Source organism: Pseudomonas sp. F-14 TE3482 (assembly GCF_053629455.1).
This window is the reverse complement of the sequence record NZ_JBRJII010000001.1, coordinates 5,867,382-5,892,894: the sequence shown is the minus strand read 5'-3', so window position 1 is coordinate 5,892,894 and position 25,513 is coordinate 5,867,382. Positions and strand designations below refer to the sequence as shown.

At 59.0% G+C, this 25,513-nt stretch carries 27 protein-coding genes and 1 riboswitch; of the genes, 19 read left to right on the top strand and 8 right to left on the bottom strand.

The genetic code is table 11. From position 1 onward, the window contains the following. From sucC to AB7M26_RS26705, 5 genes are all read left to right on the top strand, one after another. Window positions 1-1,167: an ADP-forming succinate--CoA ligase subunit beta gene (gene sucC / locus AB7M26_RS26725; RefSeq protein ID WP_007898980.1), complete on the top strand. Its 1,167-nt coding sequence runs from the start codon at window positions 1-3 to the stop codon at window positions 1,165-1,167. Continuing rightward, a complete protein-coding gene (gene sucD, locus AB7M26_RS26720) occupies window positions 1,167-2,048 on the top strand; it encodes a succinate--CoA ligase subunit alpha (RefSeq protein ID WP_123496133.1) in 882 nt (293 codons plus the stop codon). The genes sucC and sucD overlap by 1 nt, the downstream gene beginning before the upstream one ends. A gap of 429 nt (window positions 2,049-2,477) precedes the next feature. Continuing rightward, on the top strand, window positions 2,478-3,791 hold the full coding sequence (gene brnQ / locus AB7M26_RS26715) for a branched-chain amino acid transport system II carrier protein (protein ID WP_123496135.1): 1,314 nt from the start codon (window positions 2,478-2,480) through the stop codon (window positions 3,789-3,791). A gap of 204 nt (window positions 3,792-3,995) precedes the next feature. Beyond that, complete coding sequence (locus AB7M26_RS26710) at window positions 3,996-4,733, top strand: DUF599 domain-containing protein (RefSeq protein ID WP_095634532.1); 738 nt, start codon at window positions 3,996-3,998, stop codon at window positions 4,731-4,733. Beyond that, window positions 4,733-5,134 carry an MAPEG family protein gene (locus AB7M26_RS26705; RefSeq protein WP_123496137.1) on the top strand — a complete coding sequence of 134 codons (402 nt, stop codon included), beginning with the start codon at window positions 4,733-4,735 and terminating at the stop codon, window positions 5,132-5,134. The genes AB7M26_RS26710 and AB7M26_RS26705 overlap by 1 nt, the downstream gene beginning before the upstream one ends. A gap of 77 nt (window positions 5,135-5,211) precedes the next feature. On the opposite strand, the gene AB7M26_RS26700 is transcribed toward AB7M26_RS26705, so the two are convergent. Continuing rightward, window positions 5,212-5,457: a hypothetical protein gene (locus AB7M26_RS26700; protein ID WP_123496139.1), complete on the bottom strand. Its 246-nt coding sequence runs from the start codon at window positions 5,455-5,457 to the stop codon at window positions 5,212-5,214. 157 nt (window positions 5,458-5,614) lie between these two features. Between AB7M26_RS26700 and AB7M26_RS26695 the strand changes: the two genes are divergently transcribed. From AB7M26_RS26695 to htpG, 3 genes are all read left to right on the top strand, one after another. Then, on the top strand, window positions 5,615-6,091 hold the full coding sequence (locus AB7M26_RS26695; protein ID WP_123496141.1) for a PaaI family thioesterase: 477 nt from the start codon (window positions 5,615-5,617) through the stop codon (window positions 6,089-6,091). After that, window positions 6,088-6,540: a PaaI family thioesterase gene (locus AB7M26_RS26690; RefSeq protein ID WP_007898966.1), complete on the top strand. Its 453-nt coding sequence runs from the start codon at window positions 6,088-6,090 to the stop codon at window positions 6,538-6,540. The genes AB7M26_RS26695 and AB7M26_RS26690 overlap by 4 nt, the downstream gene beginning before the upstream one ends. Window positions 6,541-6,620: 80 nt before the next feature. Beyond that, window positions 6,621-8,525 carry a molecular chaperone HtpG gene (gene htpG / locus AB7M26_RS26685; protein WP_123496661.1) on the top strand — a complete coding sequence of 635 codons (1,905 nt, stop codon included), beginning with the start codon at window positions 6,621-6,623 and terminating at the stop codon, window positions 8,523-8,525. 146 nt (window positions 8,526-8,671) lie between these two features. Here the strand turns inward: htpG and AB7M26_RS26680 are convergent, their stop codons facing one another. After that, window positions 8,672-9,559: a pirin family protein gene (locus AB7M26_RS26680; RefSeq protein ID WP_123496143.1), complete on the bottom strand. Its 888-nt coding sequence runs from the start codon at window positions 9,557-9,559 to the stop codon at window positions 8,672-8,674. Between the two features lie 60 nt (window positions 9,560-9,619). Continuing rightward, entirely contained in the window at window positions 9,620-10,036 is a 417-nt protein-coding gene (locus AB7M26_RS26675; RefSeq protein ID WP_123496145.1) for an OsmC family protein, read from the bottom strand. A 286-nt stretch (window positions 10,037-10,322) separates the two neighbouring features. Here AB7M26_RS26675 and AB7M26_RS26670 point away from each other — a divergent pair, with 286 nt between their 5' ends. Next, window positions 10,323-10,787: a DUF3859 domain-containing protein gene (locus AB7M26_RS26670; RefSeq protein WP_123496147.1), complete on the top strand. Its 465-nt coding sequence runs from the start codon at window positions 10,323-10,325 to the stop codon at window positions 10,785-10,787. A gap of 72 nt (window positions 10,788-10,859) precedes the next feature. Here AB7M26_RS26670 and AB7M26_RS26665 read toward each other — a convergent pair whose 3' ends face one another. Genes AB7M26_RS26665 through purM form a run of 3 tightly spaced genes read right to left on the bottom strand, consistent with a single transcriptional unit; the run spans window position 10,860 to window position 13,290 of the window. After that, window positions 10,860-11,573 carry a DUF3108 domain-containing protein gene (locus AB7M26_RS26665; RefSeq protein WP_123496149.1) on the bottom strand — a complete coding sequence of 238 codons (714 nt, stop codon included), beginning with the start codon at window positions 11,571-11,573 and terminating at the stop codon, window positions 10,860-10,862. An 8-nt stretch (window positions 11,574-11,581) separates the two neighbouring features. Then, the gene (purN, locus tag AB7M26_RS26660) at window positions 11,582-12,232 is read right to left on the bottom strand and encodes a phosphoribosylglycinamide formyltransferase (protein ID WP_018925121.1); all 651 of its coding nucleotides are present in this window, start codon (window positions 12,230-12,232) and stop codon (window positions 11,582-11,584) included. Continuing rightward, window positions 12,232-13,290 carry a phosphoribosylformylglycinamidine cyclo-ligase gene (purM, locus tag AB7M26_RS26655; RefSeq protein WP_008013877.1) on the bottom strand — a complete coding sequence of 353 codons (1,059 nt, stop codon included), beginning with the start codon at window positions 13,288-13,290 and terminating at the stop codon, window positions 12,232-12,234. The genes purN and purM overlap by 1 nt, the downstream gene beginning before the upstream one ends. Window positions 13,291-13,679: 389 nt before the next feature. Between purM and AB7M26_RS26650 the strand changes: the two genes are divergently transcribed. From AB7M26_RS26650 to AB7M26_RS26630, 5 genes are all read left to right on the top strand, one after another. Continuing rightward, window positions 13,680-14,738, top strand: coding sequence for a DUF2066 domain-containing protein (locus tag AB7M26_RS26650; RefSeq protein WP_123496151.1), 1,059 nt, complete (start codon window positions 13,680-13,682; stop codon window positions 14,736-14,738). 30 nt (window positions 14,739-14,768) lie between these two features. After that, on the top strand, window positions 14,769-15,842 hold the full coding sequence (locus AB7M26_RS26645) for an AI-2E family transporter (protein WP_123496153.1): 1,074 nt from the start codon (window positions 14,769-14,771) through the stop codon (window positions 15,840-15,842). Window positions 15,843-16,072: 230 nt separating this feature from the next. Then, entirely contained in the window at window positions 16,073-16,777 is a 705-nt protein-coding gene (gene hda, locus AB7M26_RS26640; RefSeq protein WP_007898944.1) for a DnaA regulatory inactivator Hda, read from the top strand. A 228-nt stretch (window positions 16,778-17,005) separates the two neighbouring features. Further along, window positions 17,006-17,644, top strand: coding sequence for a C40 family peptidase (locus AB7M26_RS26635; RefSeq protein WP_123496155.1), 639 nt, complete (start codon window positions 17,006-17,008; stop codon window positions 17,642-17,644). A gap of 165 nt (window positions 17,645-17,809) precedes the next feature. Beyond that, the gene (locus AB7M26_RS26630; RefSeq protein ID WP_123496157.1) at window positions 17,810-18,346 is read left to right on the top strand and encodes a C40 family peptidase; all 537 of its coding nucleotides are present in this window, start codon (window positions 17,810-17,812) and stop codon (window positions 18,344-18,346) included. Between the two features lie 164 nt (window positions 18,347-18,510). On the opposite strand, the gene AB7M26_RS26625 is transcribed toward AB7M26_RS26630, so the two are convergent. Together AB7M26_RS26625 and AB7M26_RS26620 are read right to left on the bottom strand one after the other, a co-directional pair. Continuing rightward, window positions 18,511-19,824, bottom strand: a complete 1,314-nt coding sequence (locus AB7M26_RS26625; protein WP_123496159.1) for a PQQ-dependent sugar dehydrogenase — start codon at window positions 19,822-19,824, stop codon at window positions 18,511-18,513. 68 nt (window positions 19,825-19,892) lie between these two features. Then, window positions 19,893-20,477, bottom strand: a complete 585-nt coding sequence (locus AB7M26_RS26620; RefSeq protein ID WP_123496161.1) for a hypothetical protein — start codon at window positions 20,475-20,477, stop codon at window positions 19,893-19,895. A gap of 154 nt (window positions 20,478-20,631) precedes the next feature. Next, window positions 20,632-20,882: riboswitch (cobalamin riboswitch) on the top strand. A gap of 81 nt (window positions 20,883-20,963) precedes the next feature. On the opposite strand from AB7M26_RS26620, the gene cobO reads away from it, so the two are divergent. Genes cobO through cobD form a run of 5 tightly spaced genes read left to right on the top strand, consistent with a single transcriptional unit; the run spans window position 20,964 to window position 25,505 of the window. Then, complete coding sequence (cobO, locus tag AB7M26_RS26615) at window positions 20,964-21,575, top strand: cob(I)yrinic acid a,c-diamide adenosyltransferase (RefSeq protein ID WP_008071512.1); 612 nt, start codon at window positions 20,964-20,966, stop codon at window positions 21,573-21,575. 10 nt (window positions 21,576-21,585) lie between these two features. Continuing rightward, a complete protein-coding gene (locus tag AB7M26_RS26610) occupies window positions 21,586-22,968 on the top strand; it encodes a cobyrinate a,c-diamide synthase (RefSeq protein ID WP_123496163.1) in 1,383 nt (460 codons plus the stop codon). Further along, window positions 22,965-23,615, top strand: coding sequence for a 5,6-dimethylbenzimidazole synthase (gene bluB / locus AB7M26_RS26605; protein WP_123496165.1), 651 nt, complete (start codon window positions 22,965-22,967; stop codon window positions 23,613-23,615). The genes AB7M26_RS26610 and bluB overlap by 4 nt, the downstream gene beginning before the upstream one ends. Then, window positions 23,612-24,520 carry an adenosylcobinamide-phosphate synthase CbiB gene (gene cbiB, locus AB7M26_RS26600; RefSeq protein ID WP_123496167.1) on the top strand — a complete coding sequence of 303 codons (909 nt, stop codon included), beginning with the start codon at window positions 23,612-23,614 and terminating at the stop codon, window positions 24,518-24,520. The genes bluB and cbiB overlap by 4 nt, the downstream gene beginning before the upstream one ends. Then, window positions 24,513-25,505 carry a threonine-phosphate decarboxylase CobD gene (cobD, locus tag AB7M26_RS26595; protein ID WP_123496169.1) on the top strand — a complete coding sequence of 331 codons (993 nt, stop codon included), beginning with the start codon at window positions 24,513-24,515 and terminating at the stop codon, window positions 25,503-25,505. The genes cbiB and cobD overlap by 8 nt, the downstream gene beginning before the upstream one ends. Window positions 25,506-25,513 lie beyond the last annotated feature (8 nt).

Sequence of the window (25,513 nt, the reverse complement as noted above, 5' to 3'; positions counted from 1 at the left end):
ATGAATCTTCACGAGTATCAGGGTAAGCAGCTGTTCGCTGAATACGGCCTGCCAGTTTCCACCGGCTACGCAGTAGACACCCCGGAAGCAGCAGCAGAAGCTTGCGACAAAATCGGCGGCACTGAGTGGGTTGTCAAAGCCCAGGTCCACGCTGGTGGTCGCGGTAAAGCGGGCGGCGTAAAGCTGGTTCGCAGCAAAGAAGACGCCAAAGCATTCGCTCAACAGTGGTTGGGCAAGCGTCTGGTGACTTACCAGACTGATGCCAATGGCCAGCCAGTCACCAAGATCCTGGTTGAGTCGTGCACTGATATCGCTAAAGAGCTGTACCTGGGCGCTGTCGTTGACCGTTCGAGCCGTCGCATCGTGTTCATGGCTTCCACCGAAGGTGGCGTGGACATCGAGAAAATCGCTCACGACACCCCTGAGAAAATCCTCAAGGCCACTATCGATCCACTGGTTGGCGCTCAGCCATTCCAGGGTCGCGAGCTGGCATTCCAGCTGGGTCTGGAAGGCAAGCAAGTTGCTCAGTTCGCCAAGATCTTCGTAGGTCTGGCCAAGCTGTTCAAGGATCACGACCTGGCTCTGCTGGAAGTGAACCCGCTGGTGATCAAGGCTGACGGCGATCTGCATTGCCTCGACGCCAAGATCAACATCGACGCCAACGCCATGTACCGTCAGCCTAAGCTGAAGACTTTCCACGATCCGTCGCAAGACGATCCGCGCGAAGCGCACGCTGCCAAGTTCGAACTGAACTACGTAGCACTGGAAGGCAACATCGGTTGCATGGTCAACGGTGCTGGCCTGGCCATGGGTACCATGGACATCGTCAACCTGCATGGCGGCAAACCAGCCAACTTCCTCGACGTGGGCGGCGGTGCTACCAAAGAACGCGTTACCGAAGCGTTCAAGATCATCCTGTCCGACACTAACGTCGCTGCAGTATTGGTCAACATCTTCGGCGGCATCGTTCGTTGCGACATGATTGCCGAAGGCATCATCGGCGCAGTGAAAGAAGTCGGCGTGAAAATCCCGGTTGTTGTTCGCCTTGAAGGCAACAACGCTGAGCTGGGCGCTAAAGTACTGGCAGAAAGCGGTTTGAACATCATCGCTGCTACCAGCCTGACCGACGCTGCTCAACAAGTTGTCAAAGCTGCGGAGGGCAAATAATGAGCGTCCTGATCAATAAAGACACCAAAGTTATCTGCCAGGGTATTACCGGTTCGCAAGGTAGTTTCCACACCCAGCAAGCCATCGAGTACGGCACCAAGATGGTTGGTGGTGTAACTCCAGGCAAAGGCGGCACCGAACACCTGGGTCTGCCAGTGTTCAACACCGTGAAAGATGCTGTAGCCGCCACTGGCGCCACCGCCAGCGTGATCTACGTTCCAGCTCCTTTCTGCAAGGACTCCATCCTGGAAGCGGCATTCGGCGGCATCAAGCTGATCGTTTGCATCACTGAAGGCATTCCTACCCTGGACATGCTGGATGCCAAGGTCAAGTGCGACGAGCTGGGCGTAGTCCTGATCGGTCCTAACTGCCCAGGCGTGATCACTCCAGGCGAATGCAAGATCGGCATCATGCCTGGTCACATTCACTTGCCAGGCAAGGTCGGTATCGTTTCCCGTTCCGGCACCCTGACCTACGAAGCTGTGAAGCAGACTACTGACGCCGGTTTCGGTCAGTCGACTTGCGTCGGCATCGGTGGTGACCCGATCCCGGGTTCGAACTTCATCGACATCCTGAAGCTGTTCCAGGAAGACCCGAAGACCGAAGCGATCGTGATGATCGGCGAGATCGGCGGTTCGGCTGAAGAAGAAGCGGCTGCCTACATCAAGGCACACGTGACCAAACCGGTTGTTTCCTACATCGCTGGTGTTACTGCTCCTCCGGGCAAGCGCATGGGCCATGCTGGCGCAATCATCTCTGGCGGCAAAGGCACTGCAGACGAGAAGTTTGCTGCCCTGGAAGACGCAGGCGTTAAAACCGTGCGTTCGCTGGCAGACATCGGCAAGGCTTTGTCCGAGCTGACCGGTTGGGCGATCAAGTAAGCCTCGCGCTTAACTGACGCTTCGCCAAACAAAGGCCACCTTCGGGTGGCCTTTGTCGTTTCCGGGGTTTGCGTCGATCATGCGGACGCCATCGCGGGCAAGCCCGCTCCCACAAGGTATTGTGCCGTATTCAATTTTTGCGAACGACCCGGTCAACTGTGGGAGCGGGCTTGCCCGCGATGACGGAATTACAGGCACAACGCAATAAAATGCAAAAACGCGACATTGAAATGTCGCGTATCGGATAGTTCGCCCTGTAACAGTGCGTTTGTCGTGCAAATTCGTTAGGCTAGCAGCCATTTTTGCGTCCGCGGCCCACAAGGCAGCGACGCGCTAAACGGGTTAGTCCTATACGGGCCGACAGCATTTCCCTCACCCATAAGGGAAATCCCTCTCTAAATTCCGATTCAGTAGTGTGGTATTTCCTTAATGAAAGTGTTGAAAGGCCAGGACATCCTGGCACTGGGTTTTATGACATTTGCCCTGTTCGTCGGGGCTGGCAACATCATCTTCCCGCCTATCGTCGGTTTGCAGTCCGGGCCTAATGTCTGGATGGCGGCGCTGGGTTTTCTGATCACCGCGGTTGGTTTGCCGGTGATCACCGTTGTCGCCCTGGCCAAGGTCGGTGGTGCAATGGATGCCTTGAGCAGCCCGATCGGTAAAGTCGCCGGTGGCCTGCTGGCAGCCGCGTGCTACCTCGCTGTAGGCCCGTTGTTCGCGACGCCGCGCACCGCGACCGTGTCGTTCGAAGTGGGCCTGGCGCCGCTGACTGGCGAGAGCCCGCTGGCGTTGTTTCTCTATAGCTCGGTGTACTTCCTGGTGGTGTTCTTCATCTCGCTCTACCCGGGTCGCCTGCTCGACACCGTAGGACGTTTCCTTGCACCGCTGAAGATCATCGCCCTGGCCGTTCTTGGCATCGCCGCGTTTGCGTTGCCGGCCGGTGATATCGGCGTGGCCACGCCTGAATATGTCGCAGCACCGTTCTCCCAAGGCTTTATCAATGGTTACCTGACCATGGATACCCTGGGTGCGCTGGTATTCGGCATTGTCATTGTCAATGCGATCCGCTCCCGAGGCGTGGAATCACCAGCGCTGATCACCCGTTACGCGATCATCGCCGGTCTGATTGCCGGCGTGGGCCTGGCGCTGGTTTACGTCAGTCTGTTCCGTCTCGGTTCGGGCAGCCATGAGGTGGCCGCTGGTGCTGCCAATGGCGCGGCGGTATTGCACGCGTATGTTCAACACACGTTTGGTTCGTTGGGCAGCGGTTTCCTTGCGGTGCTGATCTCCCTGGCCTGCCTGGTGACAGCGGTCGGTCTGACGTGCGCTTGTGCCGAATACTTCAGCCGTGTACTGCCACTGTCCTACAAGACGCTGGTGATCATCCTGGCTGCGTTCTCCCTGTTGGTGTCCAATCTGGGCCTCACCAAGCTGATCGCGTTCTCGATCCCGGTGCTGACCGCCATCTACCCGCCGTGCATCGCCCTGGTAGCGCTGAGCTTCTGCAAGGACTTCTGGCATGAGCAGGGCCGCATCGTCGGTCCGGTGATGCTGGTGTCGTTCATCTTCGGTCTGATCGATGCCCTCAAGGGCGCCGGTCTGGCAGGCTGGATGCCGACTCAGCTGACTCACCTGCCGCTGAGCGAGCAGGGTCTGGCGTGGCTGGTGCCAGCGGTCATGACCCTGGTGGTCGCGGTGGTCTGCGATCGTCTGCTGGGCAAGCGCGCCGAAGCGCTGGCTTAAGCTGCTTCATGGCCCGTCATAAGCGGGCCTTGCGCTGAGTCCTGGCAAAAATGGAAATGCCCCGTATCAATCGATACGGGGCATTTTTTATGCGTGTGATGCAGTGTCTTTTTCCTTGCGCTAACGTCGAAGCACTACCTGTAGGATCGCCGCATCGCTCGCTCCTACAAGGTTTACCAATGCCAATGTCTCACAGGGAATTGCATGTCGTTCATCCACGCCAATCTGATCCACATCCTCGCCGCGCTCTGGTTTGTCATCTGCTGGGGCGGTTACACCCGTTACGCGACATGGAAAGGCCGCGACACCGCGTGCCTGGCCAGCGTGTTGCACCTGTATCGCGAAGACTGGATGCGCCGCATGCTGTTGCGCGACAACCGCATTGCCGATGCCAGTGTGATCGGTAACCTGGAGCGCAATGCCTCGTTCTTCGCTTCCAGCACGCTGATTATCCTGGCCGGTATTCTCACGGTATTGGGTGCGTCCGACAGAGCCGTGTCGTTGCTGGCGGATATCCCGATGGTGCAACAGGCTTCCCAGGGCATGTCGGAGATCAAGTTGTTGTGCCTGGCGCTGGTGTTTGTCTATGCGTTCTTTACGTTCAGCTGGTGCATGCGTCAGTACAACTTTGCGGCTATTCTCGTGGGCTCGGCACCGATGATCGGCGAGCGCCATGTGTCCGAGCAAGAGCGTAAAGCCTTTGCTTCCCGAGCGGCACGTGTCATTTCCATGGCGGCCAACCAGTTCAACTTCGGTCTGCGTTCCTATTACTTCGGCATGACCATGCTGGCGTGGTTCGTCAGTCCCTGGTTGTTTATGTTGATGAGTGCCGGCGTCGTGCTGGTGTTGTATCGCCGCGAATTTCACTCCGACGTTCTCGATGTGATGGTCTATACCCCCACAGAGGCGCCATTGCCTGAAGTTAACAAGGAGGCTGCTTGATGAGTATTCCGTTCTGGTGTGTGTTTATCAGTGCATTGTTGATTTTCGTGGCAAAGATCCCGGTGGCCAAAGCCATGAACGAGCAGGGTGGTTACAACAATCACCTGCCGCGCCAACAGCAGGCGCAACTTACAGGCTTCGGTGCCCGTGCATTGGCGGCCCATCAGAACAGTTTCGAGGCGTTCATGATCTTTGCGGTGGGGGTGTTGGTGGCGCACACCACGCAGACGGCGGGATGGCTGATCGATGCGCTGGCGATCGTCTTTGTGATCGCGCGCATCATATATCTGTTGTGCTATTGGGCGGACTTGGCCTGGCAGCGCAGCCTGGTGTGGTTCGTCGGCTTAGTGTGTTCGTTGTTGCTGATGATTAGTCCGACTTTTAGGACGATTTTGATCTAATACTGCATTGCAAACAAAAGCCGCAGATAAAAGAAAACCCGCACTTGGCGGGTTTTCTTTTATCACTAAAAACGCTTTTAGTTTTTAGGTGCTTCTGGCGCGGCTTCTTTTGTCGCTGCTGCGTTCGATTCGGCCTGAGCTTTGGCAGCTTCGGCGTTTTCTTTTGCTGCCTCGTTCACTTTATCCTGAGCTTCGCTCATTTTTTCCTGAGCTTGCTCGGCATGTTGGTTAGCATCTTGAGCTTTGTCCTCGGATTTTTTATCGCAGGCAGCGAGACCGAGGGAAGCGGTCAACATCAAGGCAATAGCTAAAGTCTTACGCATGGGGTGTTTCTCCTGATGGAAAATATCTACTGGCCTTTCGAGCACGGCGAATAGGGTTAAGTTCCTCAATTCGCACAGATATATAAGTTTGTTTTGCAGCGGAACTTTTTCCTTCTTGCCTGCTACTTTGCCCAGACACTAAGAAGAGTTTAATCCAATGGCCGAAAACCCCGTTTTTGAGCGTGCGACGCGATTCCTGTCGGCGTTGCGGCATTGTCAGGTACTCGGCATGCGCGTTCACAGCGCCAGCAGCGAAGGATTGACGGTGATTCTGCCGTACAGCCCGCAGATCGTCGGTAACCCGCAAACCGGGGTCATTCATGGTGGAGCGTTGACCTCGCTGATGGACACCGCCTGCGGCATGGCGACCCTTTGCGTGCTGCCCGAATTCGAAGTCTGTCCGACGCTCGACTTGCGCATCGACTACATGCACGCCGCTGAGCCGCACAAGGACGTGTACGGCTTCGCCCAATGCTACCGAGTGACCACCGACGTGATCTTTGCGCGCGGTTTTGCCTATCAGGATGACCCCGAACAGCCCATCGCCCATGCGGTGGGTACCTTCATGCGTATGGGCAAGGGCATCAAAGGCACCAAAGGTTTTGCCGGTGCCATAGCTGGAGGTGCGAAATGACCGACTCGTTCAAGGAGCAACTTCAACAGGCCCATGCGCAGGGGGACTACGCCTCTCTGCTGCACCTGATTCCTTACGCCAGACTGATCGGCGTCGAATGTTCGCGTGTCGGGGATGAACTGCTGTTTCGTCTGCCGGCCAACAAGGACAACATTGGTAATCCTTTATTGCCGGCGATTCATGGCGGGGTGATTGCCGGGTTCATGGAACTCTCGGCGGCACTGCACCTGCTGATCTTCACCGGTTCGCCCGGCGTGCCGAAGATTATCGACTTTTCCCTCGACTACCTGCGCGCGGGGCAGTTTCGCGATACCTGGGCCAGATGCCAGGTGTGCCGACAGGGGCGGCGGGTGGCAAACGTGGCGATTACCGCTTGGCAAAGCACTGAGGCCGAGCCCATTGCCACGGCCCGCGCTCACTTCAAAATCGAAGAGCCCTTGAAATCCTGATCTCAGCCCCCAACTCTGAGGACAACCCGCCGTCGACCTCAAGGTCGCGGCTTATGCCATCTGATTGGAGTTTGATGACCATGAGTGTGGAAACTCAAAAGGAAACCCTGGGCTTCCAGACCGAGGTGAAGCAACTGCTGCACCTCATGATCCATTCGCTGTATTCCAACAAGGAAATTTTCCTTCGCGAATTGATCTCGAACGCCTCTGACGCTGTCGATAAATTACGCTTTGAAGCCCTCGCCAAGCCTGACTTGCTGGAAGGCGGCGCTGAACTGAAAATCCGTGTGAGCTTCGACAAAGACGCTAAAACCGTCACCCTCGAAGACAACGGCATCGGCATGAGCCGTGAAGACGCGGTGACCCATCTGGGCACCATCGCCAAGTCCGGCACTGCCGATTTCATGAAACACCTGTCTGGCGATCAGAAAAAAGACTCGCACCTGATCGGTCAATTCGGTGTCGGTTTTTACTCGGCCTTCATCGTTGCCGATAAAGTTGACGTATTCAGTCGCCGTGCCGGCCTCGCTGCCAGCGAAGGCGTGCACTGGTCGTCCAAAGGCGAAGGCGAATTCGAAATCGCCACCGTCGAGAAGGCTGACCGTGGTACGCGCATTGTCCTGCACCTGAAATCCGGTGAAGACGAATTCGCCGATGGCTGGCGTCTGCGCAACATTATCAAGAAGTATTCCGACCACATCGCCTTGCCGATCGAGTTGCCCAAAGAAGTGGCAGCCGTTGAAGGTGAAGATAAGCCTGCCGTTGAATGGGAAACCGTCAACCGCGCCAGCGCCCTGTGGACTCGCCCTCGCACTGAAGTAAAGGACGAGGAATACCAGGAATTCTACAAGCACGTTGCTCACGATTTTGAAAACCCGCTGAGCTGGAGCCACAACAAGGTCGAAGGCAAGCTCGAGTACACCTCGCTGCTTTATGTACCGACCCGCGCTCCGTTCGACCTGTACCAGCGTGAAGCGCCGAAAGGCCTGAAGCTGTACGTGCAGCGTGTGTTCGTCATGGATCAGGCTGAGTCGTTCCTGCCGCTGTACCTGCGCTTCATCAAAGGCGTGGTCGACTCCAACGACCTGTCGTTGAACGTGTCGCGGGAAATCCTGCAGAAAGACCCGATCATCGATTCCATGAAGTCGGCGCTGACCAAGCGCGTTCTGGATATGCTGGAAAAACTGGCGAAGAACGAGCCTGAGCAATACAAAGGCTTCTGGAAGAACTTCGGTCAGGTCATGAAAGAAGGCCCGGCAGAAGACTTCGCCAACAAAGAGAAAATTGCTGGCCTGCTGCGTTTCGCGTCCACTCAGGGCGACGACGGCGAGCAAGTTGTAGGTCTGGCCGACTACCTGGCCCGCGCCAAGGAAGGTCAGGACAAGATCTACTACCTGACTGGCGAAACCTACGCGCAAGTCAAAAACAGCCCGCACCTGGAAGTCTTCCGCAAGAAAGGCATCGAAGTGCTGCTGCTGACCGACCGCATCGACGAGTGGCTGATGAGCTACCTCAACGACTTCGACGGCAAGAGCTTTGTCGACGTGGCACGCGGTGACCTGGACCTCGGTAATCTGGATTCGGAAGAAGACAAGAAAGCCGCGGAAGAAGTCGCCAAGTCCAAAGAAGGCCTGGTTGAGCGTCTGAAGACGGCATTGGGCGACTCTGTTGCTGAAGTGCGGGTGTCCCATCGTCTGACCGATTCCCCGGCGATTCTGGCCATCGGCGAGCAGGACCTGGGCCTGCAAATGCGTCAGATCCTGGAAGCCAGCGGTCAGAAGGTTCCGGATTCGAAGCCGATCTTCGAATTCAACCCGGCTCACCCGCTGATCGAGAAACTCGACAACGAGCAGAGCGACGAGCGCTTCGGCGACCTGTCGCACATTTTGTTCGATCAGGCGGCCCTGGCGGCCGGCGACAGCTTGAAAGACCCGGCCGCTTATGTGCGCCGTCTGAACAAGCTGCTGGTTGAACTGTCGGTTTAACCCCGTTGTAAAAAAAACCGCTTCGGCGGGTTTTTTGATCGTTCCCACGCTCTGCGTGGGAATGCCTCTAGGGACGCTCCGCGTCCAGTGACGCGGAGCGTCACGGGCTGCAACCACGCAGAGCGTGGGAACGATCAGCCGATCAATTACAGGGGCGTTGGCGGGCTTCGGTGTTTCGGCAGTTCGATCCGCTCACTTTCCCCCGGCACTGTCGGCCAATCCCCGGCCGTCCAGCGCCGACGCGCTTCATCGATCAATGCCGGATCACTGGCCACGAAATTCCAGTTGATCCGCCGTGGTCCATCCAGCGGCGCGCCGCCAAACAGCACGGCATGACAGTCGCTCTCGGCGAACAGTGTCATCTCTTCCCCGGCCGGCAACACCACCAGCGAGTGGGGTTCCAGCAACTCGCCATCCAGTTGCACCTCGCCGCTCAACACATACAGTGCCCGCTCTTCATGCTCGGTGGGAATCAGCAATGTGGTCGCCGTTTGCAGGTTCAATTCGGCGTACAGCGTAGGAGAAAGCACCGGGACCGGCGATTCGAGGCAAAAGCCTGACCCGGCAATCATCCGTATCTTCACGCCAAGGTTATCGCTGACGGGCAGCGTGGCAGCCGGGTGGTGACTGTAATGTCCCGGACCGTGTTCACGATCCTTGGGCGAAGCCAGCCAGATCTGTAAGCCGTGCATCGTAAAGCCGCTGTCTTTCAATGGTTCGGGTGTGCGTTCGACGTGGGCGATTGCGCTACCCGCCGTCATCCAGCTGACATCACCGGCATTTACCACCTGGTCGGAGCCGAGGCTGTCCTTGTGCTGGATTTGCCCTTCGAACAGGTAGGTGAGGGTGGATAGGCCAATGTGCGGATGCTGACGGATGTTCATGCCTTTGCCCGCCGGGTAACGGGTTTCGAGCATGTGGTCGAAAAACACGAAAGGTCCGACGTTGCGGCATTTGGGCGAGGGCAACGGGCGAAGAATCGGCTGGCCTTCGACATCTTCGGCGCGAGGGCGAATCACGAGTGGCGTGTTCATGTGTATTCCAGGCTGAGCGGGTGACGCAGGGAGCATAACCCGCTTGCGCAGCCCTTGCCGCTATTGGCTGAACGCACCTTCGGACAGATGGGTTTCGATGCTGATGTCGGAAGTGGTCATCAGCTTGTGTACCGGGCAGCGGTCGGCCACGCGGTGCAGTTCGTCACGCTGGGCGTCGGTGAGCACACCCTTGAGCGTGAGTTCGACGTGCAGGGCGTATTTGCCTTTCTGCTCTTCACTGTTGTCGCGTGTGACCTCAACCTCGACGCCCGTCAACGGGATGCCCTTTTTTCTGGCATACATTTTCAGCGTCAGGGCCTTGCAGGCACCGAGGGCTGCATCGAAGTAGTCGTGGGGTTCAGGCGCCGTGCCTTCGCCGCCAGAGGTTTTCGGCACATCGGCAAAGAGCTCGTGGTCATCGATCTGGACGCTGTGACGAAAACCTTCGGCGGAGACGGTATTGACGGTAACAGTCATAAGAAACCTCGCAGACAATGGGAAAAGTCATTCGATCAAAAAAGACCCTGAAGTTATAGAGCATCCCTTCAAATTCGCGTTCCACTTTCTTGTTGGGGGATTCGACTAAGACGCAGAACCTGTAGGAGCGAGGCTTGCCCGCGAAGAATGCACCGCGGTTTTTCAGGCATTACGCGTCATCGTTCTTCGCGGGCAAGCCTCGCTCCCACAGGATTTCACTGAACTTGTCATCGTCCTGTCACCCCGGCGTCATACCCTCGCGCTCATCTCAATCAAGGAGCGCACCATGCACCTCACCCGTTTAGCCGCCCTGGCCACAATGACGTTTGTCAGTAGTCTGGCCAGTGCCGAAGTCCGCGTCGAAGGCCCAGTGGAATACGGCGTGTTCGCTGGCCCGAAAGCCGAACTGCAATCGGGCGAGCGAGTTTTGCGCCGCAGCAATGAACAGATCCAGCAAACCGAAATCGTCCCCGCCAAACTCGGCACCAAGTTTGGTATGCGCTACCAGTTGGCCGGCAAGGTCGCCGAAGACCAGCCACTGACGTTGCTCTATTTCACGCCGGGCATTCGTACTCCGGATGGCGCGCGTCATGACAAACTGGAAGTGACTCAAAAACTGGTACCCGGTGCTCCGCAGGATGTGATGGCGTATGAGTTCACCGAAAGCCATGAAGTCGTTCCCGGTGAATGGCGTTTCATGGTGTTCCAGGGCGACCGTCTGCTGGCCCAGCAACGCTTTACCGTGCGCTGATCGCTCTCTCGCCCAACCAAATGCCAGACGAAAAAAAGCCCCGCGTTTGCGGGGCTTTCATGTTGGTGCGGATCAGCTGCCTTTGACCGTCTTGCCGTTGACCGTACCGTCGAGGAGCATGATGTTGTACTCCTTGCCGTCGGTTTCGACCTGTTGCAAGCGGACCAACAGGTAATCCCAGTCCTTGGCGAACCACAGGACGGTGATGCGCTTGCTTTGTGTCGGGTCGCGCACGCGCTCGACCTTGATTGCATCGATCTGGCCAGCCTTGGTGTCGACTTTCTCCGAACCCAGCACGCGGAAGTCATAGGTATCGACTTCGCCGTCATCGACGACCTGATAGCTCATGCTTTTCTTGCCGGCGGCCACGTCATGCTGCAGCGCCAGTTGATAGGTGGACTTGTCGACCATGCCGCGGTTGAGTGGAAGCTTGACAGCGTCACCACGATCGGTGCCGGTGACCATTTTGTTGGTCCAGTCGAAGTCCAGGTCAGCCTTCTTGGCTTTGCCCAGACCGCCACGTTCGAAGTGGTAGGACTGCGGCAGCAGGGTGTCCTTGTCCAGGGTCAGGGTACTTTCTTCAGTCAGGCTGGCGATCATCATCGACGCCTTGAAGCTGAGTTTCCAGACGCCGTTGGCTCCCTTGGTCAGGCTGCGTTCGGCAGTGCCGCTCATGGGCAGCTGCTTCCAGTCGGCGGTGTAGCTGGCGGAGAAAGGTTGAAGGTCTGCGGCCTGCGCAAACGGCAGGGCGAGCAGAGCGCAAGCGAAGAGCAGGGCGCGACGCATAAAATCTCCTAGGTTCGAATCAAGTGACCGCTGGCCGCGAGTAACTGTCCGTCCAGTAAAGCACCTTGTTCACCGAGTGATAAACGACCTTCGGCAAACCAGCGTACGGCCATCGGGTAGATCAGGTGTTCCTGGGTATGGACTCGCTGCGCCAGACTCTGCGGCGAATCGTGCAACTCTACCGGTATTACTGCCTGTACGACCAGTGGTCCGCCATCGAGTTCCTCGGTGACGAAGTGCACGGAACAGCCGTGTTCAGTGTCGCCGGCCTCCAGCGCGCGCTGATGGGTGTGTAACCCTTTGTATTTGGGCAGCAGCGAGGGATGGATATTGAGCAGGCGACCCTGATAATGGCGCACGAAGTCAGCGCTGAGAATGCGCATGAAGCCGGCCAGTACCACGAGTTTGGGGTTGAAGGCGTCGATCAGTTCGATCAGCGCGGCATCGAAGGCCTCGCGACCTTCAAAAGCCTTGTGATCCAGGGTGCGGGTGTCGATACCCGCGTCCCTGGCGCGTTGCAGGCCGTAGGCGTCGGCGCGGTTGGAGATCACCGCAGCGATGCGGGCCGGGCTGTCGCCGGTCCGCGTGCTGTCGATCAAGGCCTGCAAGTTACTGCCGGTGCCGGACAACAGCACCACCACATCACAGGTCTGGGACATCAATGAGCCTTGAGGTTCTTCAGTTCAACCTGGGCCGCGCCTTCGGCAGCGGTGGCGATCTGACCGATGACCCAAGGCTGCTCGCCGGCTTCACGCAATACGTTCAGCGCAGTTTCAACGTGCTCTTGAGCAACGCAGATAACCATGCCGACGCCGCAGTTCAACACGCGATGCATTTCGTTTTCGTCGACGTTGCCTTTCTCTTGCAGCCAGTCGAACACGGCAGGGCGAGTCCAGCTTGCAACGTCAACCACCGCTTGTGCGCCTTTTGGCAGAACGCGCGGGATGTTGTCCAGCAGGCCACCACCGGTGATGTGGGCCATGGCTTTGACGGCGCCGGTTTCCTTGATCAGCTTGAGCAGCGGCTTCACGTAGATGCGGGTCGGGGCCATCAGCAGGTCGGTCAGCGGTTTGCCGTCGAGCTGGATATTTTCGATGTCTGCACCGGACACTTCGATGATCTTGCGGATCAGCGAGTAGCCGTTGGAGTGCGGGCCGGAAGACGGCAGGGCGAGCAGGGCATCGCCGGCAGCGACTTTGGAACCGTCGATGATTTCAGACTTTTCCACGACGCCGACGCAGAAGCCGGCCAGGTCGTAGTCTTCGCCTTCGTACATGCCAGGCATTTCAGCGGTTTCGCCGCCGACCAGGGAGCAGCCGGACAGTTCACAGCCAGCGCCGATGCCGGTCACGACCTGGGTCGCGGTTTCAACGTTCAGTTTGCCGGTGGCGTAGTAGTCGAGGAAGAACAGCGGCTCGGCGCCGCAGACCACCAGGTCGTTCACGCACATGGCAACCAGGTCGATGCCGATGCTGTCGTGCTTGTTCAGGTTCAGCGCCAGGCGCAGCTTGGTGCCGACGCCGTCAGTGCCCGAGACCAGTACCGGTTGTTTGTAACCGGCCGGGATTTCGCAGAGGGCGCCGAAACCGCCCAGGCCGCCCATGACTTCCGGGCGCGCAGTGCGCTTGGCGACGCTCTTGATGCGTTCGACCAATGCTTCACCGGCGTCGATGTCTACACCGGCGTCCTTGTAGCTCAGGGAGGGTTGCTTGCTCATGATCCAGGCCTTTAGGGGGGATTCAGGGGTAACGACCGAGTCCAGTGGGGCCACTGAAGCTGGCGAAGGGCAATTGCCAAACGCGAATTTCAGGGCGCCCGGCTGTTGCCGGTCTGCGAAGGCGCGCGATTTTATCAGGCTTGAGGGGCAGCGGCCATCCTCGTGCCGACGGGCAGGGGCATATCGCGTTAAAAAAACCGATATTGCCCGTGTTGGTGGCGTCCCGGATGGCTGTATAAGGTATCGACATTAACCGTCTATCGTTATGACAGTGCGAAAACTTACCGGGATCGGGTGAATGTTTTGCTTGAACCTGTGGTCAACAGACCCTTGGTTCATTCATCTTCACGCGGTCTGTTCCAGCCGCTCTTGTCGTCAGGAATCTTTTTATGCGTTTTCTTAAATTCTTGTTCGCGGGCTGTTTAACCATGGTCAGCCTGACCGGTCATGCCGAAACCGTCAAAGGCCTCTATCAAGTGCGCGAGCCCGTCAGCAGCCAGACACCGGAGGAGCGCGATCAGGCGACTCAGCGAGCGCTGGATACGTTGGTGTTGCGCCTGACTGGCGACCCAAAGGCGGCGCAGAGCCCGGGGCTGGCGACCGTGCGCAAAGACCCTCAGCAGATCATCAGTCAGTTCGGTTATGAGGCCGGGCCACCGCAAGTGCTGAAAGTCGATTTCGATCCGGCCACCACCGAACAGGCCTTGCGGCGTGCCGGGTTGGCCGTGTGGGGCGCGAACCGGCCATCGATTCTCAGTTGGTGGTTGAACGATTCCACTGAAGGTTCGAGCCTGGTCGGCGATGGCCAGGCCAGCGCCACGCCACTGCTTCGAGCGGCGCAACATCGTGGTTTGCCGCTGCGTTTGCCGCTGGCGGACCTGAACGAGCAGATTGTCGCCACTGCGCCGAATCTGGAAAGTGCCGACCCGGCACCGTTGCGTGGCGCATCCGACCGTTACAATGCCGACGCTTTGCTCGCCGTGCATGCCCGTGAAGAGGGTGGCCAATGGCAAGCCAAGTGGCGTTTATGGTTGGGCGATCAGAAAGAAGCCGGTAGCGTGCAGGGCGCCGATACCGCCGCGCTGGCCGATGCGGTGATGCTGGCGGTCAGTCAACGCCTGGCGCCGCGTTTTGCCGCCAAACCGGGCGCTTCGAGCGAGCAATTGCTGGAAGTACAAGGGATGAGCCTGGAGCGTTATGCAACGCTCGGGCGATTGCTGGAGCCTTTTGGCGCACGTCTGCAAAGTGTCGACGGCGACCGCGTGCTTTATCGGGTCAACGGCAGCCCCGATCAGCTGCGGGCGCAGTTGTCTTTGGGCAGGTTGCAGGAAATTCCGGCCGGTGAGGCGCCGGCTCCGACGGCGCCTGTTCAGCCCGTGGTTGTTGGCTCGACACCGGCCGTAGCGCCAGCCCCGGCGCTGACGCCGCAGTTACGTTTTCGCTGGTAGTTTTTCTTTATATAGAAGCAGGAGTGGTACATGGCCGATACACGGCGTTGGTTCTGGCTCGGTGGGGTGGTCCTGCTTTGCGCGTTTGTTTACCTGTTGCACCCGATCCTGACGCCTTTTTTGGTGGCGCTGTTGCTGGCTTATCTGTTCGACCCGCTGGTGGATCGGCTGGAAAAGTACGGCCTTTCACGGACCTGGGGCGTGGTGGCGGTGTTTGCCTTGTTCACATTGCTCGTCACCGCGTTGCTGTTGGTGTTGGTGCCGATGCTCGCCAAGCAACTGTTTCGTTTGTATGAACTGGCGCCACAAATGCTTGACTGGTTGCAGCACACCGCCGTGCCGTGGGCGCAATCGAAGATGGGGTTGTCGGACGGCTTCTGGAAATTCGACAAGCTCAAGGCGGCGTTCAGCGAGCACATGGGCCAGACCACCGATGTGGTCGGCGTGGTGCTGAGTCAAGCGACAGCTTCAGGTCTTGCACTGATTGGCTTGCTGGCCAATCTGGTGCTGATTCCGGTGGTGAGTTTTTATCTGCTGCGCGACTGGGATCTGATGATGGCCAAGATCCGCAGCCTGCTGCCCCGTGATCGTGAAGAGCGCGTCATGTCTTTGGCGGGAGAATGCCATGAAGTGCTCGGGGCCTTCGTGCGCGGGCAGTTGCTGGTGATGCTGGCGCTGGGTGTGATCTACGCCGCAGGCTTGATGATCGTCGGGCTGGAGCTGGGGCTGTTGATTGGTCTGATTGCCGGTCTGGCGGCGATCGTGCCGTACATGGGGTTCGTCATCGGAATTGGTGCGGCATTGATTGCCGGCCTGTTCCAGTTCGGTGGTGATTTGTATCCCATGATCGGTATTGTCGCGGTGTTCATGGTCGGCCAGGCGCTGGAAGGCATGGTCCTGACACCATTGCTGGTGGGCGACCGGATCGGCCTGCACCCGGTGGCGGTGATCTTCGCCATCCTGGCTGGCGGCGAGTTGTTTGGTTTTACCGGTGTGTTGCTGGCGTTGCCAGTGGCGGCGGTGATCATGGTCCTGGTGCGCCACATGCATGATTTGTATAAGGATTCGGATATCTACGGCGGTGTCGACGAATCCGAGGTGTAAGGTTTTTTGATCGCTCGTAGCGGGCAGTCTGGTTGCGTGCCAGGTTTGCCCGTCTCCCTCGTGTGGCTGTCACATGCGCCGCCAAAGAAACGGTCATAAAACCAGTGTGTTATCGCAAACCTTTGATTTTGCTTGTGGTCTGTCGCATTGTGCGGTCAGCCTCACGGGTATAAACTTCGCAAACTTTACACAGAGGCCACTAACGGTTCCTTTGGAACTGTTCAGTCAGCATGAAACCGATTCAGCTGCCCCTAGGTGTGCGTCTGCGTGATGACGCTACCTTTATCAATTACTACCCAGGCGCCAATGCCGCTGCACTCGGCTATGTCGAGCGGCTCTGCGAAGCCGACGCTGGCTGGACGGAAAGCCTGATTTACCTCTGGGGCAAGGACGGGGTAGGGCGCACGCATTTGTTGCAGGCGGCGTGTCTGCGCTTCGAACAACTGGGGGAGCCGGCGGTGTACCTGCCGTTGGCCGAGTTGTTGGACCGCGGCATTGAAATCCTCGATAACCTCGAACAATACGAACTGGTCTGTCTGGACGATCTGCAGGCGGTCGCCGGCAAGGCCGATTGGGAAGAGGCGCTGTTCCATCTGTTCAATCGTCTGCGTGACAGCGGCCGGCGTCTGCTGATCGCCGCCTCGACATCCCCGCGTGAACTGCCGGTGAAGCTGGCAGACCTCAAGTCGCGGCTGACACTGGCACTCATCTTCCAGATGCGCCCACTCTCTGACGAAGACAAATTGCGTGCCTTGCAGTTGCGCGCATCCCGTCGCGGCCTGCACCTGACCGATGAAGTCGGGCATTTTATCTTGACCCGCGGTACCCGCAGCATGAGTGCGCTTTTCGAGCTGCTTGAACGCCTCGATCAGGCCTCCCTTCAAGCCCAGCGCAAGCTGACAATCCCGTTCCTGAAAGAAACCCTTGGTTGGTAAAAAAACCTGATCAAACTCAGGTTTTACACGGGTTTCGGCATATTCCAGGCGTCAACAAACCCGCTTTCCTGCAAGAGGGCAGGCTGCGCAAAGGTTCAAAATGGGCTTAAGCGCTTAGATGTAAACGAGAAACCGAAAAGTCACATACAGATCGATTGAATTTGCAAATGAGGTCGATAGCGGGCATAGTCGCGGCTTCTTTAGAAACTATCAGCCACGGTCGTGCCCATGCTAAATCGCTTCGCACCCCTCGTGCCTCTCGCACTCGTCACCCTGTTGTTCGGTTGCGCTGCCCACTCTCCAGTGTCCCAGCAAGAGCCAAAACAGCAGGTTTCAAATTCAGTTACCGCGCAGTCTTCTTCCGTTCTTTTCCAGGAAGAGCTAGTCACCGATAAAGAACTGGCAGACTTCGCCGGCGGCAAGTCGTACCAGCTTCCGGTTCTCGCCGACAGCATCCTCGAACGTGGCATGTCCCTGATCGGTACCCGTTACCGTTTCGGCGGCACCTCCGAGGCCGGCTTCGACTGCAGCGGCTTCATCGGTTATCTGTTTCGTGAAGAGGCCGGCATGAACCTGCCGCGCTCCACCCGCGAAATGATCAACGTTGACGCTCCTCTGGTTGCTCGCAGCGCCCTCAAACCGGGTGACCTGCTGTTCTTCGCCACCAATGGTCGTCGCGGTCGTGTCAGTCACGCCGGGATCTACCTGGGTGACAACCAGTTCATCCACTCCAGCAGCCGCAAAAGCGGTGGTGTCCGGATTGATAGTCTGGGCGACAGCTACTGGAGCAAAACCTTCATCGAAGCCAAGCGCGCACTCGCGATGGCACCGACTGCGGCCCCGGCTATCGTCACGGCACGCAAGTAAGCGGACAGTTTGTAAGGCGAACTTAAAGTCTTACTTGAAGTTTGCCGCGTAGCCGCTAGAATCCTGATCTATTATTGATGGCAAACCGCCTGCGTTCTGCGCAGGCGGTTTTCTTTTCTGCCTTTTCGGTGGAAAAAGCCGCAGCCAGATCAGGATGTTCTGTTTATGACGATGTCGGCCCGCCTCGCACTCATATTCTTCGCAGCGCTGCTCAGCGCCTGCGCCAGCCGCACACCGCCCCCTGCGCCGATGGTTCGCGCTCCCATTGTTTTCGGTCCTTCCCAAGCCTTTTCCCCTGCGGCAGAAGACGTGCTGTTTCGCGCGCTGGGCCTGGTGGGAACACCTTATCGCTGGGGCGGCAACACGCCGGATTCCGGATTCGATTGCAGCGGTCTGATCGGTTATGTGTATCGCGATGTCGCCGGCATTTCCTTGCCGCGCTCCACCCGCGAGATGATTGGCATGCAAGCCCCCAGTGTCGGCAAGGAAGGCCTGCAAACCGGCGACCTGATTTTCTTCGCCACCAATGGCGGCTCCCAGGTCAGCCACGCCGGTATCTACGTCGGCGAAGGCCGCTTCGTCCACGCGCCAGCCACGGGCGGCACGGTCAAGCTGGACAGCTTGTCCAAGGCTTACTGGCAGAAAGCCTACCTGAGCGCCAAGCGCGTCTTGCAACCCGAGCACTTGGCACATAATCCGTAGTGGAAGTTGTCAGGACCGCTCGCACGCTCTGCCGTAAACGCTGATCCCCTGTGGGAGCGGGCTTGCCCGCGATGACGTCGGCACATTCAACATCGATGTAGTCTGGGCTTTCGCTATCGCGGGCAAGCCCGCTCCCACAGGGTTTTCGTCTTGCAGTGATCATATTATTTAGCCGCGGAAACGCGCCACACCTTGTTCCCCACATCATCCGCCACCAGCAAGCCGCCTTGCTGATCGATCACAACACCCACCGGCCGGCCCATGGCTTTTTCGTCGTCAGTGAGGAAGCCGGTGAGTACATCCACCGGCTGCCCGGTCGGTTTGCCGGCGGTGAACGGCACGAAAATCACTTTATAGCCGCTGTGAGGTTTGCGGTTCCACGAGCCGTGTTGGCCGATGAAGGCGCCTTGGGTGAACGGCGCGGGCAACTTGCTGCCTTCGGCGAACGTCAGGCCCAGTGACGCGGTATGCGGCCCCACCGCATAGTCCGGTGCAATCGCCTTGGCCACCAGATCGGGGTTTTGCGGCTCGACGCGAATGTCGACGTGCTGGCCGTAATAGCTGTAGGGCCAGCCGTAGAACCCGCCATCCTTCACGGATGTGATGTAGTCCGGCACCAGGTCGCTGCCGATTTCGTCACGCTCGTTGACGGCTGTCCACAGTGCGCCGCTCTGCGGTTCCCAGGCCAGGCCGTTTGGATTGCGAATCCCCGAGGCGAAGATCCGATGGTTGCCGGTGGCGCGTTCCACTTCCCAGATCGCCGCGCGACCTTCCTCCTGATCCATGCCGTTTTCGCCGACGTTGCTGTTCGAGCCCACGGTGACGTACAGCTTGCTGCCATCCTTGCTGGCGATGACGTTTTTGGTCCAGTGATGATTCAGCGTGCCGCCCGGCAGGTCGACCACCTTGATGGGCTGCGACTTGATCGCCGTCTCACCGTTTTCATAGTGGAAACGCAGCAGGCGATCAGTGTCGGCGACGTACAGGTCATTGCCGACCAGGGTCATGCCGAAGGGCGAATTGAGGTTTTCCAGGAATACCGTGCGGGTTTCGGCAACGCCATCGTGGTCCTTGTCCCGCAACAGGGTGATGCGGTTCGGGCTGGGGACGCCAGCACCGGCACGGCCCATGACTTTGCCCATGACCCAGCCGCGAATGCCTTGACCATCATCGGGTTTAGGCGGTGCATTGGTTTCGGCCACCAGCACATCGCCGTTTGGTAATACGTAGAGCCAGCGCGGATGATCGAGGCCTTCGGCAAACGCCACCACTTGAGTCCCGGTCGCGGCGACAGGTTTCTTGCCTTCAGGCCAGCCGATCGCCGGGGCGATGTTCACCGTCGGGATCAGGGTTTTATTCGGTTCTGGCAGCTTGGGCGAGGGGCCTGTGCCATCCGAGACTTGCAGGCTGGAGGTTTCACCACAGGCGGCGAGCCCTCCGGCGAGCGCGATGATGAAAACGAGCTGGGGTTTGCGCATTACTGATCTTCCCTATGAATGCATTGACGTAATCATAGAGAAGCGTAGACGTTCGATGGTTCAACCGGTCAGCCGCGGGCTTCCTTGAGCAGAACAGCGATGCCTGGATGGTAGTTGCCGGCTTCATTGCGCAACTTGCGGTAGGCGTAAGGGAAATACCAGGCCACGGCGCAGGTATGTTCCTTTTGCAGGTCGTCGACCATGTCCTGGAGTTCTTCCGGGGTGGCGCTGTGTTGGGCTTTTTGTGGCGCGACAAACAGACAGCCGAGTTTCAGATCGCTGGCGTAGCTGATTCGCTTCGCGTCACTGGTGATGTCCGCCAATGCCTGAGTCAGGTTCAGGCTATTGACCCGTGGCCAGCGCTGGGTGGCCTGGAGATACGCGCGCTCTTCGCTGCTGGCGATAAACAGATCGGCGCGGGCGTTGCGTTCGCCTTCTTCGATCTGTTTGCGGGTCGACGTCTGTGCCAGCGTGACCATTTCTGCCATCCAGGCCGCGGCGCAGAGCAGACCGAGGTTGGCGTTTTCGTCGTACCAGTAAGGTGTATCGTTATCGCCGCGCACGGTGTTGTAGCGGTCGATACAGTCAAACCAGCGTTCCAGTACCGGCCGCAGGAATTCCAGCTTCGGATTGCTGATGATCATGCCTTGCATGTGGCTCACCCTTGTTATTGTGTTGTCAGGTTGTGGCTCTTTGATATCACTGCTGGCAGTGTGGCACAAGATTGGCGTCAGTTAATTGATCGACGGCAGTTATTCGCTCAGCGGTGTCCCGGCTTTAATTGACGCTCCATCCCCAACCCTCTAACCTTCGCGGCTTGTTTCAGGTGCTCTGTGACCTTGGTCGACAGAGTGAAACAGGGAAGCCGGTGAGTGAATTTCTTCCAGCGAAGAATGATCACGATCCCGGCGCTGCCCCCGCAACGGTAAATGAGTAAAAGCTGCGCGAGGGCCTGTCATCAGGCCCTAGCCACTGTGTCGACTGTCGACATGGGAAGGCGCGCAGTCAGGCGCAAGCCGCTCATGAGCCCGGAGACCGGCCTGATTCATCCAACGGCATCACGGTGGGCGATGCCAGGCTTCTTGCCGTCTATTCTTGTGCCTGCCCGCCGTTATCCAGCCCCAACGGAGAGCTCCCCCATGACTGATACTCCCGATCGTGACGAACGCCATCTGGCGCGCATGCTGCGAAAAAAAGCGGTGATCGACGAACGCATCGCCAACTCGCCGAATGAATGCGGTTTGCTGCTGGTGCTTTCCGGTAACGGCAAAGGCAAAAGCAGTTCGGCGTTCGGCATGCTCGCGCGGTCCATGGGCCACGGCATGCAGTGCGGCGTGGTGCAGTTCATCAAGGGGCGCACCAGCACTGGCGAGGAGCTGTTCTTCCGACGCTTCCCGGAGCAAGTGCGTTTTCATGTGATGGGCGAGGGCTTTACCTGGGAAACCCAGGACCGTCAGCGCGACATCGCCGCCGCCGAAGCCGCCTGGGCAGTGTCCCGCGAATTGCTGCGTGATCCGGCCATTGGCCTCGTGGTGTTAGATGAATTGAACATCGCCCTCAAGCACGGCTACCTCGATCTCGATCAGGTGCTCAGCGACTTGCAGGCCCGTCCGCCGATGCAGCACGTGGTGGTCACCGGTCGCGGCGCCAAGCCCGAGATGATCGAACTGGCCGACACTGTCACTGAAATGGGCATGATCAAGCACGCCTTCCAGGCCGGAATCAAAGCGCAAAAAGGCGTCGAGTTGTGAACTGCACTTTATGAATAGCCATCGTCAATGCCCGGCGGTACTGATCGCCGCGCCGGCCTCCGGCCAGGGCAAGACCACTGTCACCGCCGCGCTCGCCCGTTTGCATCGCAATCAGGGGCGCAAGGTTCGCGTGTTCAAATGCGGCCCGGATTTTCTCGACCCGATGATTCTCGAGCGCGCCAGCGGCGCACCGGTTTATCAACTCGACATGTGGATGGTCGGCGAGCAAGAAAGTCGACGGCTGTTGTGGGAAGCCGCTGGCGAAGCCGATCTGATCCTCATCGAAGGCGTCATGGGGCTATTCGACGGTACGCCATCCAGCGCCGATCTGGCGCGGCACTTCGGTGTGCCGGTGCTCGGCGTGATCGACGGCACCGCGATGGCGCAGACGTTTGGCGCGCTGGCCCTGGGCCTTGCGCGTTATCAGCCGGATTTGCCGTTTGCCGGTGTGCTGGCCAATCGGGTCGGCACCGTGCGCCATGCGCAATTGCTCGAAGGCAGCCTGACTGAAGGTTTGCGCTGGTACGGAGCGTTGTCCCGGGAGACCGGCATCGAATTGCCAAGTCGGCATCTCGGCCTGGTTCAGGCCAGTGAATTGAATGATCTCGACCTGCGTCTCGATGCGGCGGCCGACTCATTAGCCAGCAGTTGCGATGTGGCGCTGCCGCCAGCCGTGGAATTCGCCGCGCCTGAAATGATCGCAGCCGAACCGTTGCTGGCCGGTGTGCGGATTGCCGTGGCCCGGGATGAAGCTTTCGCGTTTACCTACGGCGCGAGCCTGGATCTGCTGCGGGCCATGGGCGCCGAATTGACTTTCTTTTCGCCGATCCGCGACAGCGAATTACCTGAGGCAGACAGCCTCTATCTGCCGGGCGGTTACCCTGAATTGCACCATGTAGCGTTGTCGCAAAACACGCCGATGCTGACCGCGATCCGCGCTCACCACGCGGCGGGCAAACCGTTGCTGGCCGAGTGTGGCGGCATGCTGTATCTGCTGGATTCCTTGACCGATGTCGAGGGCACTCGCGCTGAACTGGTTGGCTTGCTGGCCGGTGATGCGGTGATGCAGAAGCGTCTTGCCGCGTTGGCCTTGCAGGCGGTCGAATTGCCGGAAGGTTTGCTGCGTGGGCACACCTATCACCACTCGCTGACCAGCACCGGGCTTGAGCCGATTGCTCGAGGTTTGAGCCCCAATGGCGGACGAGGGGCGGAGGCGGTTTATCGTGAGGGGCGGATGACGGCCTCTTATGTACATTTTTATTTTCCGTCCAATCCATCGGCGATTGCAGCGCTGTTTGTGCCTGACCTTGAGGACGCCTTCGCGAGCAAGCCCGCTCCCACAGGGGGATGCAATTCAAATGTGGGAGCGGGCTTGCTCGCGAAGAGGCCATGACCGACAACACATTTTCCGAAGCCGAACGCGCAGCCGTTTACCGAGCCATCGCCGAGCGCCGCGACATGCGGCACTTCAGCGGCGGCACGGTCGAACCCGAGTTACTGAGACGTCTGCTCGAAGCCGCGCACCAAGCGCCGAGTGTCGGCCTGATGCAGCCCTGGCGTTTCATCCGCATCAGCGACCGGGTACTGCGCGGCAAGATTCAGCAGTTGGTGGAAGAAGAACGCATCCGCACCGCCGAAGCCCTCGGCGAGCGCTCCGACGAATTCATGAAGCTCAAGGTCGAAGGCATCAACGACTGCGCCGAGGTGCTGGTCGCCGCGCTGATGGACGATCGTGAGCGGCATATCTTCGGCCGTCGTACATTGCCGGAAATGGACATGGCCTCGCTGTCCTGCGCCATCCAGAACCTTTGGCTCGCATCCCGCGCCGAAGGCCTTGGCATGGGCTGGGTGTCATTGTTCGAGCCACAAGCGCTGGCGGACTTGCTGGGTTTACCGACCGGGGCCAAGCCTTTGGCCGTTCTTTGTCTGGGGCCGGTCAAGGAATTCTACCCGGCGCCGATGTTGGTACTCGAAGGTTGGGCGCAGGCGCGTCCACTCAGCGAATTGCTGTATGAAAATTATTGGGGAGTGAGTCAATGAGTGTGGCGTTGTTGAGTGTCGCCGCGGTCGCGCTGGATGCGCTGCTGGGTGAGCCCAAACGCTGGCATCCGCTGGTGGCGTTCGGTCGTTTTGCCGATCGCATCGAGCAACGTTTCAACTCCGGTGGCCGCGGCTGGCGCAGTCACGGCGTTACGGCCTGGGTGATGGCGGTCGTGCCGCTGACCTTGTTGGCCACCGCACTTTCCTGGGCGCCTTACGTTGGCTGGATTGTCGAGATTCTCTTGCTCTATTGTGCCCTCGGCATGCGCAGTCTCGGCGAGCACGTCGAGCCGGTGGCCAAGGCCCTGCGCAGCGATGATCTGATCGAGGCGCGCAAACGTGTGGGTTATCTGGTCAGCCGTCAGACCAGCGAACTGGATGAAACCGAAGTCGCCCGCGCCGCCACCGAGTCGGTGCTGGAGAACGGCAGCGATGCGGTGTTCGCCGCGCTGTTCTGGTTTGCCGTGGCGGGTGCGCCCGGCGTGGTGCTCTATCGCCTGAGCAACACGCTTGATGCGATGTGGGGTTATCGCAACGATCGCTTCGAACGTTTCGGTTGGGCTGCGGCGAAGATCGATGATGTTCTGAACTACATTCCTGCACGCCTGGTGGCGTTGACCTACGCGCTGCTGGGTAAAACCCGACTGGCGCTGAAGTGCTGGCGTATCCAGGGCCCAACCTGGGACAGCCCGAATGCCGGGCCGGTGATGGCGGCCGGTGCTGGCGCGCTGGGTGTCGAGTTGGGCGGGGCGGCGATTTATCACGGTGAACTGCATCAGCGTCCGCAATTGGGCGAAGGGGTGCCGGCGGATGCCGATTCCATCGACCGTGGCTGGCAATTGGTCCAGCGCGGGGTATGGTTATGGCTGCTGATTCTCTGCGTGGGGGCTGAATTCTATGCTTGAACACGGTGGCCGCTTGCGCAATGCGGCGCTTGAATACGGCATTGCCGAAGCCGATTGGCTCGACCTGTCCAGTGGCCTGGCGCCTTGGCCATTCCCGGTTCCGGACATCCCGCTGCGGGCCTGGGCGCGGTTGCCAGAAACCGATGACGGTCTGGAGCAGGCTGCCTGCGACTATTACGGTGCGGCTCAGGTGTTGCCGGTGGCCGGGTCGCAAATGGCGATCCAGTTGCTGCCGCGGTTGCGCCGGGCCGGCAAGGTCGGCGTGCTGTCGCCGTGTTACGCCGAACACGCCCAAGCCTGGCGTCGCAACGGGTACATCGTGCGTGAAGTGCTGGAGTCGGAAGTCGATTTCTTTCTCGACAGCCTCGATGTGCTGGTGGTGGTCAACCCGAACAATCCCACAGGGTTGAGCCTGACGCCGGCTCGTCTGCTGGATTGGCATTCTCGGCTGGCCCAGCGCGGTGGCTGGCTGGTGGTGGACGAGGCGTTCATGGACAACACCCCGCATTTGAGCCTGGCGCCGTTTGCCAATCAGATCGGTTTGATCGTGCTGCGCTCCTTCGGCAAATTCTTCGGCCTGGCCGGTGTGCGACTGGGGTTTGTGCTGGCCGAGCGCAAGTTGCTCAAGCTACTGGCCGAACAGGTCGGACCCTGGGCGGTCAGTGGGCCGACCCGAGTGCTGGGCCAGGCGTGCCTGACGGATACGGACGGGCACACCCGACAGCGCATTCGTACTGACGAGGCCGGCGAGCGTCTGGCGTTGCTGCTTGAACAGTACGGTCTCAAACCCCAGGGCGGTTGCGCATTGTTCCAATGGCTGATCATCGAGTGCGCCGAAGCACTGCACGAATTCATGGCCCGGCGCGGCATTCTGCTGCGGTTGTTCACCCACAACAGCAGCCTGAGGTTTGGCTTGCCCGCCGATGAAGCGGATTGGCTGCGTCTTGAGCAAGCGCTTGAAGCCTACGTTAAGGAAGCGCAATGACTACGTTG